At 63.8% G+C, this 16,205-nt stretch carries 15 protein-coding genes; 10 read left to right on the top strand and 5 right to left on the bottom strand.

Going from position 1 to position 16,205, the window contains the following annotated elements:
- Positions 1–186: 186 nt before the first annotated feature.
- The 4 genes from gcvPA to H4W01_RS12485 are packed head-to-tail and all read left to right on the top strand — an operon-like array spanning position 187 to position 4,287.
- A complete protein-coding gene (gene gcvPA, locus H4W01_RS12500; protein ID WP_209611318.1) occupies positions 187–1,545 on the top strand; it encodes an aminomethyl-transferring glycine dehydrogenase subunit GcvPA in 1,359 nt (452 codons plus the stop codon).
- Positions 1,542–3,146, top strand: a complete 1,605-nt coding sequence (gcvPB, locus tag H4W01_RS12495; protein ID WP_209611316.1) for an aminomethyl-transferring glycine dehydrogenase subunit GcvPB — start codon at positions 1,542–1,544, stop codon at positions 3,144–3,146. Before gcvPA ends, gcvPB begins: the two co-directional genes overlap by 4 nt.
- A gap of 14 nt (positions 3,147–3,160) precedes the next feature.
- Positions 3,161–3,664 carry a CcdC protein domain-containing protein gene (locus tag H4W01_RS12490; RefSeq protein ID WP_209611314.1) on the top strand — a complete coding sequence of 168 codons (504 nt, stop codon included), beginning with the start codon at positions 3,161–3,163 and terminating at the stop codon, positions 3,662–3,664.
- Positions 3,661–4,287 (top strand): DUF938 domain-containing protein, encoded by a 627-nt coding sequence (locus H4W01_RS12485; protein WP_209611312.1) that lies wholly within the window; start codon positions 3,661–3,663, stop codon positions 4,285–4,287. The genes H4W01_RS12490 and H4W01_RS12485 overlap by 4 nt, the downstream gene beginning before the upstream one ends.
- Here H4W01_RS12485 and H4W01_RS12480 read toward each other — a convergent pair.
- Positions 4,284–5,249: a DMT family transporter gene (locus tag H4W01_RS12480; protein ID WP_010403757.1), complete on the bottom strand. Its 966-nt coding sequence runs from the start codon at positions 5,247–5,249 to the stop codon at positions 4,284–4,286. The two genes, H4W01_RS12485 and H4W01_RS12480, sit on opposite strands and share 4 nt — an antisense overlap.
- A gap of 68 nt (positions 5,250–5,317) precedes the next feature.
- On the opposite strand from H4W01_RS12480, the gene H4W01_RS12475 reads away from it, so the two are divergent.
- Together H4W01_RS12475 and H4W01_RS12470 are read left to right on the top strand one after the other, a co-directional pair.
- A complete protein-coding gene (locus H4W01_RS12475) occupies positions 5,318–6,850 on the top strand; it encodes an aminoacyl--tRNA ligase-related protein (RefSeq protein ID WP_209613352.1) in 1,533 nt (510 codons plus the stop codon).
- An 8-nt stretch (positions 6,851–6,858) separates the two neighbouring features.
- On the top strand, positions 6,859–7,515 hold the full coding sequence (locus tag H4W01_RS12470; protein WP_050810899.1) for a hypothetical protein: 657 nt from the start codon (positions 6,859–6,861) through the stop codon (positions 7,513–7,515).
- Here the strand turns inward: H4W01_RS12470 and trhO are convergent.
- The 3 genes from trhO to glpD all read right to left on the bottom strand — a co-directional run bounded on the left by trhO (position 7,502) and on the right by glpD (position 11,228).
- Positions 7,502–8,449 carry an oxygen-dependent tRNA uridine(34) hydroxylase TrhO gene (trhO, locus tag H4W01_RS12465; protein ID WP_209611310.1) on the bottom strand — a complete coding sequence of 316 codons (948 nt, stop codon included), beginning with the start codon at positions 8,447–8,449 and terminating at the stop codon, positions 7,502–7,504. The two genes, H4W01_RS12470 and trhO, sit on opposite strands and share 14 nt — an antisense overlap.
- 149 nt (positions 8,450–8,598) lie before the next feature.
- The gene (locus tag H4W01_RS12460; RefSeq protein WP_209611308.1) at positions 8,599–9,663 is read right to left on the bottom strand and encodes an NAD(P)-dependent alcohol dehydrogenase; all 1,065 of its coding nucleotides are present in this window, start codon (positions 9,661–9,663) and stop codon (positions 8,599–8,601) included.
- Between the two features lie 62 nt (positions 9,664–9,725).
- Positions 9,726–11,228 (bottom strand): glycerol-3-phosphate dehydrogenase, encoded by a 1,503-nt coding sequence (gene glpD / locus H4W01_RS12455; RefSeq protein WP_209611306.1) that lies wholly within the window; start codon positions 11,226–11,228, stop codon positions 9,726–9,728.
- A 127-nt stretch (positions 11,229–11,355) separates the two neighbouring features.
- On the opposite strand from glpD, the gene H4W01_RS12450 reads away from it, so the two are divergent.
- Positions 11,356–12,195 carry a hypothetical protein gene (locus H4W01_RS12450; protein ID WP_209611304.1) on the top strand — a complete coding sequence of 280 codons (840 nt, stop codon included), beginning with the start codon at positions 11,356–11,358 and terminating at the stop codon, positions 12,193–12,195.
- Here the strand turns inward: H4W01_RS12450 and H4W01_RS12445 are convergent.
- Positions 12,155–12,643, bottom strand: a complete 489-nt coding sequence (locus H4W01_RS12445; protein WP_209611302.1) for a hypothetical protein — start codon at positions 12,641–12,643, stop codon at positions 12,155–12,157. The two genes, H4W01_RS12450 and H4W01_RS12445, sit on opposite strands and share 41 nt — an antisense overlap.
- 394 nt (positions 12,644–13,037) lie before the next feature.
- Here H4W01_RS12445 and rpsL point away from each other — a divergent pair, with 394 nt between their 5' ends.
- From rpsL to fusA, 3 genes are all read left to right on the top strand, one after another.
- The gene (gene rpsL / locus H4W01_RS12440) at positions 13,038–13,409 is read left to right on the top strand and encodes a 30S ribosomal protein S12 (protein ID WP_010185487.1); all 372 of its coding nucleotides are present in this window, start codon (positions 13,038–13,040) and stop codon (positions 13,407–13,409) included.
- Between the two features lie 56 nt (positions 13,410–13,465).
- The gene (rpsG, locus tag H4W01_RS12435; protein ID WP_010403744.1) at positions 13,466–13,936 is read left to right on the top strand and encodes a 30S ribosomal protein S7; all 471 of its coding nucleotides are present in this window, start codon (positions 13,466–13,468) and stop codon (positions 13,934–13,936) included.
- Between the two features lie 80 nt (positions 13,937–14,016).
- Positions 14,017–16,113 (top strand): elongation factor G, encoded by a 2,097-nt coding sequence (gene fusA, locus H4W01_RS12430; RefSeq protein ID WP_010403742.1) that lies wholly within the window; start codon positions 14,017–14,019, stop codon positions 16,111–16,113.
- Positions 16,114–16,205 lie beyond the last annotated feature (92 nt).

Genomic DNA, 16,205 nt, shown 5'->3' with positions numbered 1-16,205 from the left:
TTATCTATCGGTTGCCTCTGAAACACTCGTCGAGCCGGCCCTTAGCGCCAACCAAGGGAAAGAGGTCATTCTCCGCGGGGTGCTTAGTTCGCAGTGCAGATCGAGCGGCGTCCGATGCACCGATCGGGGCCCCGACATTACGCCTATTTCCCTCACCCCGTTGCGTCCTGCCACCAAGGATAAATGATGCGTTACTTACCCCTGACCCAGTCCGATCGCGAGGCGATGCTCGGCGTGATCGGCGCTGCCTCAATCGACGATCTGTTCGTCGATGTGCCCGAAGCCGCCCGGCTCGACGGCCCAATCCACGATTTGCCGATGCACGCCAGCGAAATGGCGGTCGAGCGCCACATGAGCGCGCTGGCGCGCAAGAATCTGACGGCGGGGGAAGCGCCCTTTTTCCTCGGCTGCGGCGCCTATCGCCACCATGTGCCGGCCTCGGTCGATCACCTGATCCAGCGCGGCGAATTCCTGACGGCCTACACGCCGTATCAGCCCGAAATCGCGCAGGGCACGCTGCAGATGCTGTTCGAGTTTCAGACGCAAGTCGCGCGGCTGCTCGGCACCGATGTCGCCAACGCTTCGATGTATGACGGCTCGACCGCCTGCTGGGAAGCGATCGGCATGGCACGCCGCATCACCAAGCGCGGCAAGGCGATCCTGTCGTCGGGCCTGCACCCGCATTATGTTTCGGTCGCCAAGACGATGGCAAAGTACACCGGTGACGCGCTCGAAACCGCGACGCCGAGCCTGAGCGCAGACACCGATCTCGAAACGCTGATCGCGGCGATCGACAAGGATACGTCGTGCGTCGTCCTGCAATATCCCGACATTCTTGGTCGCATTGCCGATCTGACGCCGCTCGCCAATGCCTGCCACGCCAACAAGGCGCTGCTGATCGCGGTGGTGACCGAACCCGTCGCGCTCGGCGCGATAAAGGCACCCGGTGAGATGGACGCAGACATCGTGGTTGGCGAAGGCCAGTCGCTCGGCGTCGGCCTGCAATTTGGCGGCCCCTATGTCGGCCTGTTCGGCTGCAAGGAAAAATACGTCCGCCAGATGCCGGGTCGCTTGTGCGGCGAGACGCTGGATGCCGATGGCCGTCGCGGCTTCGTGCTGACGCTGTCGACCCGCGAGCAGCATATCCGCCGCGAAAAGGCGACGTCGAACATCTGCACCAATAGCGGCCTGTGCGCGCTCGCTTTCTCGATCCATATGACGCTGCTGGGCGAGAAGGGCCTGCGCACGCTGGCAGAGATCAACCATCACGGCGCGGTGGCGGCGGCGGCGCGGCTGTCGCAAGTCCCCGGCGTCGAGCTGGTGACGCCCACCTTCTTCAACGAATTCACGCTGAAACTGCCGCAGGAAGCACGGCCCGTTGTGCGCAGCCTGGCCGAGCGCGGCATTCTCGCCGGCGTGTCGCTCGGGCGGCTCTATCCGGGTGAGGCGAGCCTCGCCAACGGCCTGGTCGTCGCGGTGACCGAGACGACCTCGGCAGAGGATGTGGAAACGCTGGCCGCCGCGCTTGAGGAGATTCTGGCATGAGCATCAATGCAAGCGGATGGCGCCCGGAAGCGCCCGTCGCCGGGGGCAAGGCGTCCCCGACGGTAACCGGCAATAAGGGCCTGATGCTGGAAGAAGCGCTGATCTTCGAGATCGGCGATAGCGAGACGACGGGCGTCGATTTCGCATCTTCTCCCTCTCCCCTCCGGGGAGCGGGCCGGGGAGAGGGGCCGTCCGGCACCAGCCTCGGCAGCCTCGCCCGCACCGCGCCGATCGGCCTTCCCGGCCTGTCGGAACCCGAGACGGTCCGCCATTACACGCGCCTCAGCCGCCAGAATTACGGCATCGACCTCGGCTTCTTCCCGCTCGGATCGTGCACGATGAAGCACAATCCGCGCCTCAACGAGAAGATGGCGCGGCTGCCCGGTTTCGCCGACATCCATCCGCTCCAGCCGGTCGATACCGTGCAGGGCGCGCTCGGCGTCATCAACGAACTGGCGGTGTGGCTGATCAAGCTGACCGGCATGTACTGCGTCGCGATGAGCCCCAAAGCGGGCGCGCATGGCGAATTGTGCGGCATTCTGTGCATCAAGGCCGCGCTGGAAGCGCGCGGCGAGGGCCACCGCAAGGTCGTGCTCGTGCCCGAGAGCGCGCATGGCACCAACCCCGCGACCGCCGCGTTTGCGGGCTTCACCGTCGAGGATATTCCCGCCACCGCCGAAGGCCGCGTCGATACCGCAGCGCTCAAGGCCCGGCTCGGGCCGGACGTGGCGGCGGTGATGATCACCAACCCCAACACCTGCGGCCTGTTCGAGCGCGACATGAAGGCGATCTCGGACGCGGTCCATGCGGTCGGCGCCTATGTCTATTGCGACGGCGCCAATTTCAACGCGATCGTCGGTCGCGTGCGCCCGGGCGACCTCGGCATCGATGCGATGCACATCAATTTGCACAAGACCTTCTCTACCCCGCACGGCGGCGGCGGCCCCGGCTCGGGTCCGGTCGTGCTGTCGGAAGCGCTGGCGCCGTTCGGTCCCTTGCCCTTCACCGCGCGCTACGAAGATGGCCATCTCGCGCTGATCGAGGAAGAAACGGCGGGCGACGAACACCCGCACACCTTCGGTCGCATGACCGCCTTCCACGGGCAGATGGGCATGTTCACCCGCGCGCTCACCTATATCCTCAGCCATGGCGCGGATGGCCTGCGCCAGGTGTCGGAAGACGCCGTGCTCAACGCCAATTACATCCTGCGCAGCCTGGAAAAGACGCTCGACGCGCCCTTCGCCGGGTCGGGCCCGTGCATGCACGAGGCGCTGTTCTCGGATAATGGCCTGGCCGACGGCTTCTCGACGATCGACGTCGCCAAGGGGCTGATCGACGAGGGCTTCCACCCGATGACGATGTACTTCCCGCTCGTCGTCCACGGTGCGATGCTGATCGAACCGACCGAGACCGAATCGAAGGCCGCGCTCGACCAGTTCATCGCCGCTTTGCGCTCGGTCGCAGAGCGCGCCAAGGCGGGCGATATCAGCCTCAAGAGTGCCCCGCATTTCGCGCCGCGCAGCCGCCTCGATGAAACACTGGCGGCACGCAAGCCAGTGCTGGTATGGAAGGACCCGGGTCTGGCCCAAGCGGCCGAATAACAAGGGGGAAATTCATGCCGGTCCACGCTGCGCCGCCGGGGATTTTGCAATATGCAATCCCGATCGCGATCTTCCTTGCGGTGTTCGCGCTGCGCGCGCGGCGGTTGACCAGGCTCAGGCCGCTCAAGGTCGAGCAATTGTGGATCGTGCCGGCACTTTATACCGCCGTCGTCGCCGTGATCTTCTATCGCAGCCCGCCCACGCTGGCGGGGTGGGGGATTGCGGCGGCGGCGTTGCTGGTTGGGGCGGGCCTCGGCTGGCAGCGCGGCAAGACCATGCAAATCCATGTCGACCCCGAAACCCACGAACTGCGCCAGCGTGCCTCGCTTTGGGCGCTTGCCTTCATCGTGGTGCTGATCGCGATCAAATCGGTCGCGCAGGCCGAAGGGGCGGCGTTGCACTTCAACGTGGCGGTGCTGATCGATACGCTGGCGGCGTTCACGCTCGGCGTGTTCGCGGCGCAGCGGCTGGAAATGTATCTGCGCGCGAATCGCCTGCTCGCCGAAGCCCGCGCGTGACGGCACCCGCACCCTGGATTCCGGGGGAGGCGGGTGAAGCAGCGCGGCGGCATGCCCCGGCGACGCTGCGAAACCGCATGGCAATTGCCGATGTGCTGCGCGACGTGCTGCCGCGCAGCGGCGTCGTGCTGGAGGTTGCCAGCGGGTCGGGCGAACACGCCGCCTATTTCGCCCAGGAATTTCCGGCGCTGGACTGGCAACCGAGCGACCCGGACCCGGATGCGCGCCGCTCGATCGGCGCGTGGTGCGAGGGGATCGCCAATGTTCTGCCACCGCTCGATCTCGATGCGGCCGCGGGCACTTGGCCGATCGCCCGCGTCGACGCGGTGCTCTGCGTCAACATGGTCCATATCAGCCCGTGGGACGCGACGCTCGGTTTGCTCGCGGGGGCGGCGAAGCTCCTGCCGCAGGACGCACCGTTGATCCTATATGGCCCGTTTCTGCAAGCGGGCGTCCCGACCGCACCGAGCAACCTCGCGTTCGACGAATCGCTGCGCGCGCGCGATTCGCGCTGGGGGTTGCGTTCCGTTGAGGCGGTAACGGCTGCGGCGACATCCTTCTCGCTCGACCAATGCCTCGCAATGCCTGCCAACAACCTGCTGCTGGTGTTTCGTCGCAATTAGGGGCTCACGGCTTCGGTCACGGGGCGTCGCCGCACCTGTTCCCGCCAGACAATGTAGAGCCCGCTCGCCACGATGATCGGCGCGCCGAGGACAGTGCCCCAGCCGGGCAACGTGCCGAACAGTAGCCAGCCATAGAGCGTGCCCCAGAACAGGCTCGAATAATCCATCGGGATCACGGTCGAGACCGGCGCGTGGCGCACGGCTGCGGTCAACGCCAGTTGCGCCAGTCCGCCAATCAGGCCGACGCCCACCAGAATCGCCCAGGTCAAGGCGTCATGCTGCTGAAGGTTGAGCGCATAAGCGATGCCGAGCGGCGGAATGGAGAGCGCCGAGAACCAGAACACCGTCGTCAGCGCGCTTTCGGTCCGCCCGATCTGGCGCAGCAGGATCGCGACCAATGCCACGAACATGGCGGCGACAAGGCCAACCGCCGCGCCGCCTAGTGGCAACGCGCCTGTCCCCGGTTGGGTGACGATCAACACGCCGATAAAGCCGACGACGACCGCGGCCCAGCGGTGGATGCCGACCTGTTCGCCGAGGATGAGCGCCCCCAGCAGCGTGCCGAAGATGGGCACGGTAAACTGCAACGTGGTCGCGTCTGCCAACGGCAACAGCAACACCGCGCCGAAGGTGGTGATCATGCCGACCAATCCGACGGCGGTGCGCCGCACATGCGCGCCGAATCGCTGGGTCCGCAGCGAAGACAGGCCGGGGCCGGTCACTACGATTCCCAAAATCAGCATCGCCGCGAAGGCCTGACGGAAGAACATCGTTTCGGCGAGGTTCGCCCCACGATTTTCCGCGAGTTTGATCAGCGCGCTCATCGTCGCCAGGCCAGCGACGGCGAGCAGGCGCAAGGCCAGCCCCAGCAGGACGCGGTCGGGGGTATAGTGCGGTGCCGTTTCGACGGAGGGTAAAGCGGGGGCTTCGATCGAGTGTCTCCAGAGTATGCGTTGGTCCATGACGCCGCGCGGCGCGCGACACAAGCGCGGGGGTGACGGGCGCGTTGCCAGTCGCTATCCGCACCGGCATGATCAAACGCGCACTCCCCGTCACTCGTGAGGCCGATTTCTCGGCCTGGTATCAATCCGTCATTGCAGAAGCCGACCTTGCCGAAGAATCGGGCGTGCGCGGCTGCATGGTGATCCGGCCGTGGGGGTACGGGATTTGGGAGCGGATCCAGCGCCTGCTCGATGACCGGATCAAGGCGACGGGGCATGAGAATTGCTATTTCCCGCTGTTCATCCCGCTCTCGTATTTCGAGAAAGAGGCCGAGCATGTCGAAGGCTTCGCCAAGGAAATGGCGGTCGTCACGCATCATCGGCTGAAGGCCGACGGCAAAGGCGGGCTGATCCCCGATCCCGAGGCCAAGCTGGAGGAGCCGCTGGTCGTCCGCCCGACCTCTGAGATGGTGATTGGGGCTGCCTTCGCCCGCTGGGTGCAGTCGTGGCGCGATTTGCCGGTGCTGATCAACCAATGGGCCAATGTCGTCCGCTGGGAAATGCGCACCCGCATGTTCCTGCGCACCAGCGAATTCCTGTGGCAGGAAGGGCATACCGCGCACGCTTCAGCCGAGGAAGCACGCGAGGAAACGCTCAAGATGCTCGAGGTCTATCGCTCGTTCGCCGAGGATTGCCTCGCGCTGCCGGTGGTCGCGGGCGAGAAGCCGGAGAACGAACGTTTCCCCGGCGCGGTCGCGACCTACAGCATCGAAGCGATGATGCAGGACGGCAAGGCGCTGCAGGCCGGCACCAGCCACTTCCTGGGCACCAATTTCGCGAGCGCGCAGAATATCCGCTTCCAGAACGACCAGGGCGAATTCGTCCTCGCCAACACGACGAGCTGGGGCGTGTCGACGCGGATGATCGGCGGCGTCATCATGGTTCACGGCGATGACGACGGCTTGCGCGTGCCGCCGCGCATCGCGCCGTGGCAGATCGTGATCGTCCCGATGTTGCGCGACCAGCCCGAGGATGCGGCAATCGTCGATTATTGCAAGGCGTTGCAGGCCGAACTGGCCAATCAATCGGCGCTGGGCGAGCCGGTGCGCGCATTGCTCGATCTCAAATTCGGCAAGGCCGCGTCCAAGCGCTGGGGCTGGGTCAAGAAGGGCGCGCCGATCGTGATCGAAGTGGGCGGACGCGATGTTGCGGGCGGCAATGTCTCGGTCATACAGCGCGACCGGTTGTACCGCGAGGACGGCAAGCTCGACAGCGCCGTCGTCGCCCGTGCCGATTTCGTCCGGGATGCGGGGGGCGTGCTGGAGGAAATCCAGGCAGCGCTCCATGCCGAAGCGCGTGCCCGGCTCGCGGGCAATATTGCTGCCGCCGCCGATTTCGCGGCGATCGAAGCGCACTTTGCCGAAGGCGTGAAGAACCCGGGCTGGCTCGAAGTCCAATGGTCACGGCCGACCGGAGCGGCACTGGACGCGGTGGTCGAGCGGCTCAAGGCGTTGAAGCTCACCATCCGCAACGCACCGATGGAACAGGCCGCTCCAGAGGGGGCCTGCGTGTTCACAGGTGCCCCTGCGGTTGAACGGGTGCTGATCGGGCGCGCTTATTGAGCGGGGGCATGATGGACGTTCACGGCAGCTATGCGCGCGATGGCTATGCACTGATCAAAGGGCTGCTGCCGCGCGACGTCGCGACGGCGTTCCTGCGGCAAATGAAGGCGGATCTTGCGCAGGGTGGGGCTCCGATCGAGCGCCACACCCGCGCGTCGCCGCTGCTGAAAGGCGATGCGGTCGAGGTTTATGGCTATCATTACCCGCCCATGCTGGGGATGCTGTGGGGGCTCACGCCGACGGTCCGCGCGCTGACTGGTCGCGACGTGCTGCCGACCTATGATTATTTCCGCATCTACCGCGAAGGCGACATCCTGCGCGTGCATAGTGATCGGCAGGCGTGCGAGCACAGCCTGTCGCTGACGCTCGATTATAGCGACGGTGTTCCGTGGGATCTGGAGGTCGGGACCGACCGGCTTGATGGCCCGAGCGCGGCGGTTGGACCCGATTTTGGCGGCCAGCCCTATGTCTCGCTGACGATGGAGCCGGGCGATGCGGTGCTCTATCGCGGCGTCGAGCATCGGCACGGGCGGATGACGCCCAATGCCAATGGCTGGTCGGCGCATCTCTTCCTGCACTGGGTTGAGCGCGACGGCCCCTATGCCAGCTTTGCGTTCGACGGCAATGCCGACAGCACCAAGCCGGTGAATTTCAGCTTTTCGTAAGATCGGGCGCAAAGCGCGCGCCGACATGGGCTTCGCCGCGTGCCTCGGCGAGTTTTACCTGGCGGTGGCGCTCGGCATAGCTGGCGCGGGCCTGCGCATCGCGCGTCGCATAGCAGGCGGGGCAGGCGACGCCTTCCTCGTACACGGGTGAGGCCCGGTCGGCGGGGCTGACCGGCATACGGCAGGCGCGGCACAGCTCGTGCGTGCCAAGCGCCAGGCCATGGCCGACCGCGACACGCTCGTCGAACACGAAGCATTCGCCGCGCCAGCGGCTTTCAGCTTGCGGCACCTCTTCGAGATATTTCAGGATGCCGCCCTCGAGGTGGAAGACTTCGCTTAGCCCTTCGGCCTTGAGAAAGGCGGTCGACTTCTCACAGCGGATGCCGCCAGTGCAGAACATCGCGACCTTTTTGCCCTCCAGCTCGGCACGGTGTTCGCGCACCCAGGCGGGAAAGTCGCGGAAGCTCTCGGTCGCCGGGTCGATCGCGCGGGCGAAGGTGCCGACCTTCACCTCATAGGCATTGCGCGTGTCGATCACGATCGTGTCGGGATCATCGATCAACGCATTCCAGTCGGCGGGTTTCACATAATGGCCGACGCCCGCCAGCGGATCGATAGCGGGTTCGCCCATCGTCACGATCTCGCGCTTGAGGCGAACCTTCAGGCGGTGGAACGGCATCGCCGTGGCATGGCTGTATTTGACCACGATCTCGGCACAGTCGGGCAGCGTGCGGATGTGCGCAATGACGGCGGCGATGCCTGCCTCCGACCCGGCGATGGTGCCGTTAATGCCTTCGCGTGCGAGCAGCAGCGTGCCCTTGATCCCTTCTGCGTCGCACAAAGCGAGCAGCGGCGTGCGGATGACGGCGGGGTCGGGGAAGCGGGCGAAGCGGTAGAGCGCAGCGACGGTGATGGGGGAGGGGGCATTTGTCATGACGCCGACCCTCTAAAAGGTTTCATCAATGAGGGGAACCGCCCCTCCGTTCACGCTGAGCCGGTCGAAGGGCCCTCGTCACAAGCGCCTGAGCGCGAGCAGAGAGGACGGCTTCGACAGGCTCAGCCCGAACGGGAGTGGGGGACGTTTTACGCCGTCTTGAGCGACTGCATGTCGATGACGAAACGGTACTTCACGTCGCTCTTCACCATCCGATCATAAGCGGCGTCGATATCCTGGATGCGGATCATCTCGATATCGGCGGTCAGGCCGTGCTCACGGCAGAAATCGAGCATCTCCTGCGTCTCCTTGATCCCGCCGATCAACGATCCTGCCAGCGCGCGGCGCTTGAACACGAGATGGCCGACATCAGGCGCGGGATGCGGCGATTCGGGCACGCCGACCAGCGTCATCGTCCCGTCGCGCTTGAGCAGCGCGAGGAACGGGTTGAGATCATGCGCGGCGGCGACGGTGTTGAGGATGAAGTCGAAGCTGTTGGCATGGGCGGCCATCGCGTCCGGGTCCTTGGACACGATCAGGTCGGTCGCGCCCAGCCGCTTGGCATCATCGCGCTTGTTGGGGGAGGTGCTGAACACATAGACTTCGGCCCCCATCGCGGCGGCGATCTTGACGCCCATATGGCCGAGCCCGCCCAAGCCGACGACGCCGACCTTCTGCCCTGGCCCCACCTTCCAATGGTGCAGCGGCGAATAGGTGGTGATCCCGGCGCACAGCAACGGCGCGACGGCGGCGAGATCGGCCTCGTCATGCGTGACCTTCAGCACGAAATCCTGCTTCACCACGATATGGTCGGAATAGCCGCCCATGGTGTGGCCGCCCATCACCGGATCGGGCCCGTTATAGGTGCCGACAAAGCCGGTGGTTTCGCAATATTGCTCCTCACCGTGGTTGCAGGACGGGCAGTGGCCGCAGCTGTCGACCATGCAGCCGACGCCGGCAATGTCACCGACCGCGAATTTGGTGACGTTGCTGCCGACCGCGGTAACGCGACCGACGATTTCATGCCCCGGCACGCACGGATACAGTGTCCCACCCCATTCGCCGCGCACGGTGTGCAGGTCGGAATGGCAGACGCCGCAGAACAGGATGTCGATCGCCACGTCATCGGGTTGGGGATCGCGACGCTCGAAGGTGAAGGGGGCGAGCGGCGCGTCGGCGGCATGTGCGGCAAAGGCGTGGGTGGTGGTGGTCATGCAAAATCCTTTTGCCACCGCTACGCGTAAGCGCGGGTGGCTGTACTGGGATGGTGGTGTGCCTAGGCTGCGGTAACTCGCCCGTGATCCACATCGTTCCCGCCCGCAGTCGGGAAAGTTGCCGTCCACCAGCGCTCGACCTGCCCGCGCTCGGCCTCGCTCAGATGCAGCCCCAATTTGGTGCGGCGGAACAGGACGTCGTCGGTGCTGCGCGCCCATTCGCGATCGTGCAGCCAGCGCGCCTCGACTTCGGTGAGACCGCCGCCAAGATCGGTTCCGATCGCGGCTGCGCTATCGATGCCGTCGAGCATTTCGGCGAGGCGTGCTCCATAAGCGTGCGCCATCCGCTCCGACTGCGCGTCGCCCAGAAACGGCCATCGCGCGCGCACTTGGGCCAGGAACTGCGCAAAGTCGGGAATCGCGCCGCCGGGAAACACTCGCGCCCGCGTCACCGGATGCGCGGTGAAGCCCATCGGGCCAGACAGTTTGCCCAACGCCTCTTCGGCGAGATGCCGTGCCGTCGTGATCTTGCCGCCGAAGATGGAGAGCAAGGTCGGGCCGTTGGTATCGAGCTCCAGCACGTAATCGCGCGTCACCGCCTTGGGTTCGCTCGCACCATCGTCATAGAGCGGGCGCACGCCCGACCACGTCGAGGTGACGTCGGCGGGGCTGATCTGCCGGACGAAATGGCGGTTCACTGCCTCGCAGAGATAAGCGATTTCACCGGCGTCGATCTGCGCATCTTCGGGGGCATCGACCGGAATGTCGGTGGTGCCGATCTCGGTAAAGGCCCCCTGATAGGGGATGGCGAAGACGATGCGGCCGTCGGGCTGCTGCAGGATATAAGCGTGGTCGCCCTCATACAGGCGAGGCACGACGATGTGGCTGCCCTTGACCAGCCGCACGCCCGAGGCGGCGTTGACGCCGAGTCGCCCGAGCAACTGATGCACCCATGGCCCGGCGGCATTGACCAGCGCGCGGGCCGTGACGGTGCGCCCATCGGACAGCGTCGCACGCCAGACATCGCCCTCGCGCCGCGCCGACTCGAGCGCGGTGCCAACCGCAATTTCGGCCCCGTTGGCGGCGGCATCGACCGCGTTGAGCACGGTCAGCCGCGAATCGTCGACGAACGCGTCGGAATAGACGAAGCCCTTGCCCGCACCCTTGAGCGGCGCGGTGAAGGCGGTGTCGCTCCGCCGTAGCCCGCGCGAGCGCGCCAGCGTCATCTTGCCGCCCAGAAAATCATAGAGATAGAGGCCGAGCCGCACCATCCACCACGGCCGCAACGTGTTTTCGTGCGGCAGGACGAAGCGCAGCGGATGAATGATGTGCGGCGCTGCCTTCACCAGCCGCTCGCGCTCGCGCAGCGCCTCGGCGACGAGCTTGAACTCATAATATTCGAGATAGCGCAGGCCGCCATGGATCAGCTTGGTCGAGGCCGAGGAGGTGTGCGCGGCGAGATCGTCGCGCTCGACCAGGAGGACCTTCAGGCCAAGCAAGCTGGCCTCGCGCGCGATCGCACAGCCGTTGATACCGCCGCCGACGATGAGGAGATCGTATGTCACCGCTGTCCTGTATCCCACTCGCGCGGCGGATGCGACTGCGGTTTGGGGGAGCCGCGATGCTGACACAATTGCAGGTCTAATTCTGTGGTAACGTTCCAGCTCTTCGAAGGGCCCGACGATGCGAGTAGTGTCTCTTTCGTTTATGTGGCTCGCCGCGCTAAGCCCGGTTGCGGTAAGCGCCAAGATCGCCTCAAGCGCAGCAGCGACGGCACCGGTATCGCAGGATATGTGTACGACGCCTGCGGGATGGGCAAAGCCGTTCACCCACGTCTATCATTTGCGAAATGGTGCGACACTCGTCTTTGTCGGGGTGGAGCACACCGACGACGTAACGGACGAGACGCACCGGCAGATCAAGGCTGCGGTCGAGCATTATAAGCCAGCGTTCGTCCTGGTGGAGGGCGTGTCTTCGGCCAAGAGCGCCTTCGACTGGTATCTGAAAGATATCGCCAACCTTGCACGGCAGCGAACGGACGGAGGGGCCGCGTCGGAGAATCTGTACGCCGTGAAACTGGCGTCGGACAGCGGTGCGCCCTTCTCCGGCTGGGATTTCAGCCCGGATCAGGACTATAAGGTCCTCGTCGAAGATAAGTTTGCCATCGCCGATGCGCTCGGCGCGCATTTGTTACGCTCGAAGGTAAACCCTTTTGGCCGCGAGAGCGCCGCAAGCACGGTGGAGCGGCAAATGCGCTACGCGGCGACGGTCGCGCCGGTTGGCAGTTTCGATTATGCGGCGTGGTACCGCCAGGCCTATGGCGAGCAATACGATCCGGCGAATGGCACGCCGTGCGGAAAGGGCATCGGCGGTCGGGTGGTAAAGGATCTCAGCTATCGCCGAAACCTCAACCTTGCGAGCCTGATCGAGGCGCACGCGCAGCCCGGCCAAACCCTGCTTGTCGAAGCTGGAGCAAACCACTGGCTCGCGCTTAAGGATTGGCTTGCGACCCGATCATTGGCTTCGAGCTGAGCGGTCTCGAGCCGAGGGGGGCTGCGCGTGCCGCTCTTGAAGCAACGCGGGCTGGTGAAATTTCTGTAGGTCTAAATGATAATCCTGCCTCGCATACACCCGCAACGAATAGGCATAAACTGATTCCGGCAGTCGTCATCGCGGAAAACCTGAACCGCAACTCCCAGGGGGTTTCATCAAAAGTGGCAACCATAATTTGTGAAAGGTAGGCTAGCATGGAAGTTGCTATTCCAAAAACTAGACCAAAAGCAAAAAACTCCAAGGAAAGAGCTATTCCGTTGACGGAAATTCTAGCAAATTTTCCTTGTGCGGCAATGTTTCCGTAAAATGTTAGTAGTCCTACTACCGCTCCGCCATTCGCTAAATGAAGTGCGCGAATAGCTTCTTTTGCGAGATCAATGGCCCCTTTTAAATTTTCTATACTAACTGGATCGTTATTTACTGACATCGTTTACGCTCCATCGTGGGCGAGTCGCATCGTTTGAGCCAACAGAAATCTGCGCGGAGATTCGTTTGCGTGCCGGAATTTCATCATCGCGCGTGATTCGGAATTCGTTGTGCGAGTAAGAAGTACCTCTGGTCGCTAAGCATAGGAAGCCAAGCGGTGTAACCATGAGCCACCACCCCCACCGCGCGACTCAGTTGACCCCGCCTCGAACCCGCTGTATGCGCACCTCCGCTTGACCGGGGCTTGCTCCGGGCCAGTGCTTGAACATTGCTGGATGCATTCCAGGGCCCAGGGGGTGGTTTCACGCCCAATGGCCCTTTTTGTATTCCCCATTTTGTTCGGGGGGGCGTGATGGCTCCAGCAAAGTAACCAACAGTCAAGGTGAAGAGATTCAATGCCGACGATCAACCAGTTGGTCCGCAAGGGCCGCGATCCGCAGAAGGCCAAGTCCAAGGTCCCTGCCATGGAGCAGAACCCGCAAAAGCGTGGCGTTTGCACCCGCGTCTATACGACGACCCCGAAGAAGCCGAACTCCGCACTGCGCAAGGTGGCCAAGGTCCGCCTGACCAACAGCCGCGAAGTCATCAGCTACATCCCCGGTGAGGGCCACAACCTGCAGGAGCACTCGGTCGTGCTGATCCGCGGCGGTCGCGTTCGCGATCTTCCCGGTGTGCGCTACCACGTTCTGCGCGGCGTGCTCGATACACAGGGTGTGAAGGATCGTCGCCAGTCGCGTTCCAAGTACGGCGCTAAGCGTCCGAAGTAAGCCGGTCGGCCTATTAGCCGATCCCAGATGGCTGAAGTTTAGAAGGAAGAATTGAAATGGCACGTCGTCGTCGCCCAGAAAAGCGTATCATCCTCCCCGATCCTAAGTACGGTGATGAGGTCCTCTCGAAGTTCATGAATTCGGTGATGCTTGACGGCAAGAAGTCCGTCGCGGAACTGATCGTGTACGGCGCGATGGAAACCGTCGAAGCTCGTGCGAAGAAGGATCCCGTCGCGGTGTTCCATGACGCGCTCACCAATGTGAAGCCCGGCATCGAAGTCCGCAGCCGCCGCGTCGGCGGTGCGACCTATCAGGTCCCGGTCGAAGTGCGCCCCGAGCGCGCCCAGGCCCTGGCAATCCGCTGGCTGATCGCCGCTGCGCGTGCGCGCAGCGAGAACACCATGTCGGCACGCCTGTCGGGCGAGCTGATGGATGCCGCCAATAACCGTGGCAATGCCGTCAAGAAGCGCGAAGATACGCACCGTATGGCCGAGGCCAACCGCGCCTTCTCGCACTACCGCTGGTAAGCTGGCGCTCGCTGCAATCGTAACCTATATCGTGGGGAGCCGGACCATCCGGCTCCCCACATCGCTAAGGAAGCACTGACATGGCCCGCAGCCATCCGCTCGAACGCTATCGCAACATCGGTATCATGGCGCACATCGACGCCGGCAAGACGACGACGACCGAGCGTATTCTTTATTACACCGGCAAGTCCTACAAGATCGGCGAAGTGCATGAAGGCACCGCGACGATGGACTGGATGGAGCAGGAGCAGGAGCGCGGGATCACGATCACGTCGGCTGCTACGACGTGCAAGTGGCGCGCCAGCGAAGGCAAGGGCGAAGAGCACCTGATCAACATCATCGACACCCCCGGGCACGTCGACTTCACGATCGAAGTCGAGCGTTCGCTGCGCGTGCTCGATGGCGCGGTTGCGTGCTTCGACGGCGTTGCCGGCGTTGAGCCGCAGTCGGAAACCGTGTGGCGCCAGGCTGAAAAGTACAAGGTGCCGCGGATGTGCTTCGTCAACAAGCTCGATCGCACCGGTGCCGATTTCTATTTCTGCGTTCAGTCGATCATCGATCGTCTGGGTGCGCGTCCGGCCGTGCTGTATTTGCCGATCGGCATGGAAGGCGACTTCAAGGGTCTGGTCGACCTGGTCGAGAACCGCGCGATCATCTGGCTCGAAGAGAGCCTGGGCGCGAAGTTCACCTATACCGACATCCCGGCGGACCTCGCCGAGAAGGCCGCTAAGTATCGCAGCGACCTGATCGAAATGGCGGTCGAGCAGGACGACGCCCTGATGGAGGCGTATCTCGAGGGCAACGAGCCGAGCACGGCTGACCTCAAGAAGCTGATCCGCAAGGGTACTCTGAACTTCTCGTTCGTGCCGGTGGTGTGTGGTTCGGCGTTCAAGAACAAGGGCGTGCAGCCGCTGCTCGACGCCGTTGTCGACTATCTGCCGTCGCCGCTCGACGTTCCCGCCATTCAGGGCCTCAAGATCGACGGCGTGACCCCGGATGAGCGTCCTTCGTCGGACGAGGCACCGTTCTCGGCGCTGGCGTTCAAGATCATGAACGATCCGTTCGTCGGCACGCTGACCTTCGCGCGCATCTATTCGGGCAAGCTCGAAACCGCGTCGCAGGTCACGAACTCGGTCAAGGACAAGAAGGAAAAGGTCGGTCGCATGCTGCTGATGCATGCGAACGAGCGCGAGGACATCCAGGTGGCATATGCAGGCGACATCGTCGCGCTCGCAGGCCTCAAGGACACCACGACCGGCGACACGCTGTGCGCGATGAACGCTCCGATCATCCTCGAGCGGATGGAATTCCCCGAGCCCGTGATCGAGCTGTCGGTGGAACCCAAGACCAAGGCGGACCAGGAAAAGATGGGCGTCGCGCTCAATCGTCTTGCCCGCGAAGATCCATCGTTCCGCGTCTCGTCCGATTCGGAAAGCGGCCAGACCATCATCAAGGGCATGGGCGAGCTCCATCTCGAAATCCTGGTCGACCGCATGAAGCGCGAGTTCAAGGTCGAGGCAAACGTCGGCGCGCCGCAGGTGGCGTATCGCGAATATCTCGCGAAGCCGGTCGACATCGACTACACGCACAAGAAGCAGTCGGGCGGCACCGGTCAGTTCGGCCGCGTCAAGGTCAAGCTGACGCCGGGCGAGCGTGGTTCGGGCTTCGTCTTCAAGGACGAGGTCAAGGGCGGTAACATTCCGAAGGAATATATCCCCGCGATCGAAAAGGGCTTCCGTGAGACGGCGGCTACGGGCTCGCTGGTCGGCTTCCCGATCATCGACTTCGAAGTGCTGCTGTATGACGGTGCGTACCATGACGTCGACTCGTCGGCGCTGGCGTTCGAAATCACCGCCCGTGCAGCGATGCGCGAAGCGGCGCAGAAGTCCGGCATCAAGCTGCTCGAGCCGATCATGAAGGTCGAAGTCATTACGCCAGAGGATTATCTGGGCGACGTGATCGGCGACATGAACAGCCGTCGTGGCCAGATCCAGGGCACCGACACGCGCGGCAACGCGCAGTCGGTGGACGCAATGGTCCCGCTGGCGAACATGTTCGGCTATGTGAACGCGCTGCGCTCGTTCACCCAGGGTCGTGCGAACTACTCGATGCAGTTCTCGCATTACGAAGAAGTGCCTGCCAACGTTGCCGACGAAGTGAAGGCGAAGCTGGCCTAAGACGCTAAACCTGGCGCCGGTGATCGGCGCTAGGGCTGGCGTAACCTGAAAACTCCCGCTATGGGGCCCCCTTCGCGTGGCGCTGTGGCGAA

Origin of the sequence: Sphingomonas sp. PL20, assembly GCF_017875905.1 — a bacterium.
GTDB lineage: Bacteria > Pseudomonadota > Alphaproteobacteria > Sphingomonadales > Sphingomonadaceae > Sphingomonas > Sphingomonas echinoides.
The sequence above is the reverse complement of the archived record's forward strand: the minus strand, read 5'-3'. Positions and strand labels throughout refer to the sequence as shown.

Bases quoted from the DNA above. Each gene is read 5' to 3' on its own strand.
- gcvPB (WP_209611316.1), top strand. From the start codon at position 1,542: ATGAGCATCAATGCAAGCGGATGGCGCCCGGAAGCGCCCGTCGCCGGG.
- fusA (WP_010403742.1), top strand. From the start codon at position 14,017: ATGGCCCGCAGCCATCCGCTCGAACGCTATCGCAACATCGGTATCATG.
- H4W01_RS12490 (WP_209611314.1), top strand. From the start codon at position 3,161: ATGCCGGTCCACGCTGCGCCGCCGGGGATTTTGCAATATGCAATCCCG.
- rpsL (WP_010185487.1), top strand. From the start codon at position 13,038: ATGCCGACGATCAACCAGTTGGTCCGCAAGGGCCGCGATCCGCAGAAG.
- rpsG (WP_010403744.1), top strand. From the start codon at position 13,466: ATGGCACGTCGTCGTCGCCCAGAAAAGCGTATCATCCTCCCCGATCCT.
- H4W01_RS12470 (WP_050810899.1), top strand. From the start codon at position 6,859: ATGATGGACGTTCACGGCAGCTATGCGCGCGATGGCTATGCACTGATC.
- gcvPA (WP_209611318.1), top strand. From the start codon at position 187: ATGCGTTACTTACCCCTGACCCAGTCCGATCGCGAGGCGATGCTCGGC.
- H4W01_RS12460 (WP_209611308.1), bottom strand. From the start codon at position 9,663: ATGACCACCACCACCCACGCCTTTGCCGCACATGCCGCCGACGCGCCG.
- H4W01_RS12475 (WP_209613352.1), top strand. From the start codon at position 5,318: ATGATCAAACGCGCACTCCCCGTCACTCGTGAGGCCGATTTCTCGGCC.
- trhO (WP_209611310.1), bottom strand. From the start codon at position 8,449: ATGACAAATGCCCCCTCCCCCATCACCGTCGCTGCGCTCTACCGCTTC.
- H4W01_RS12445 (WP_209611302.1), bottom strand. From the start codon at position 12,643: ATGTCAGTAAATAACGATCCAGTTAGTATAGAAAATTTAAAAGGGGCC.
- H4W01_RS12480 (WP_010403757.1), bottom strand. From the start codon at position 5,249: ATGGACCAACGCATACTCTGGAGACACTCGATCGAAGCCCCCGCTTTA.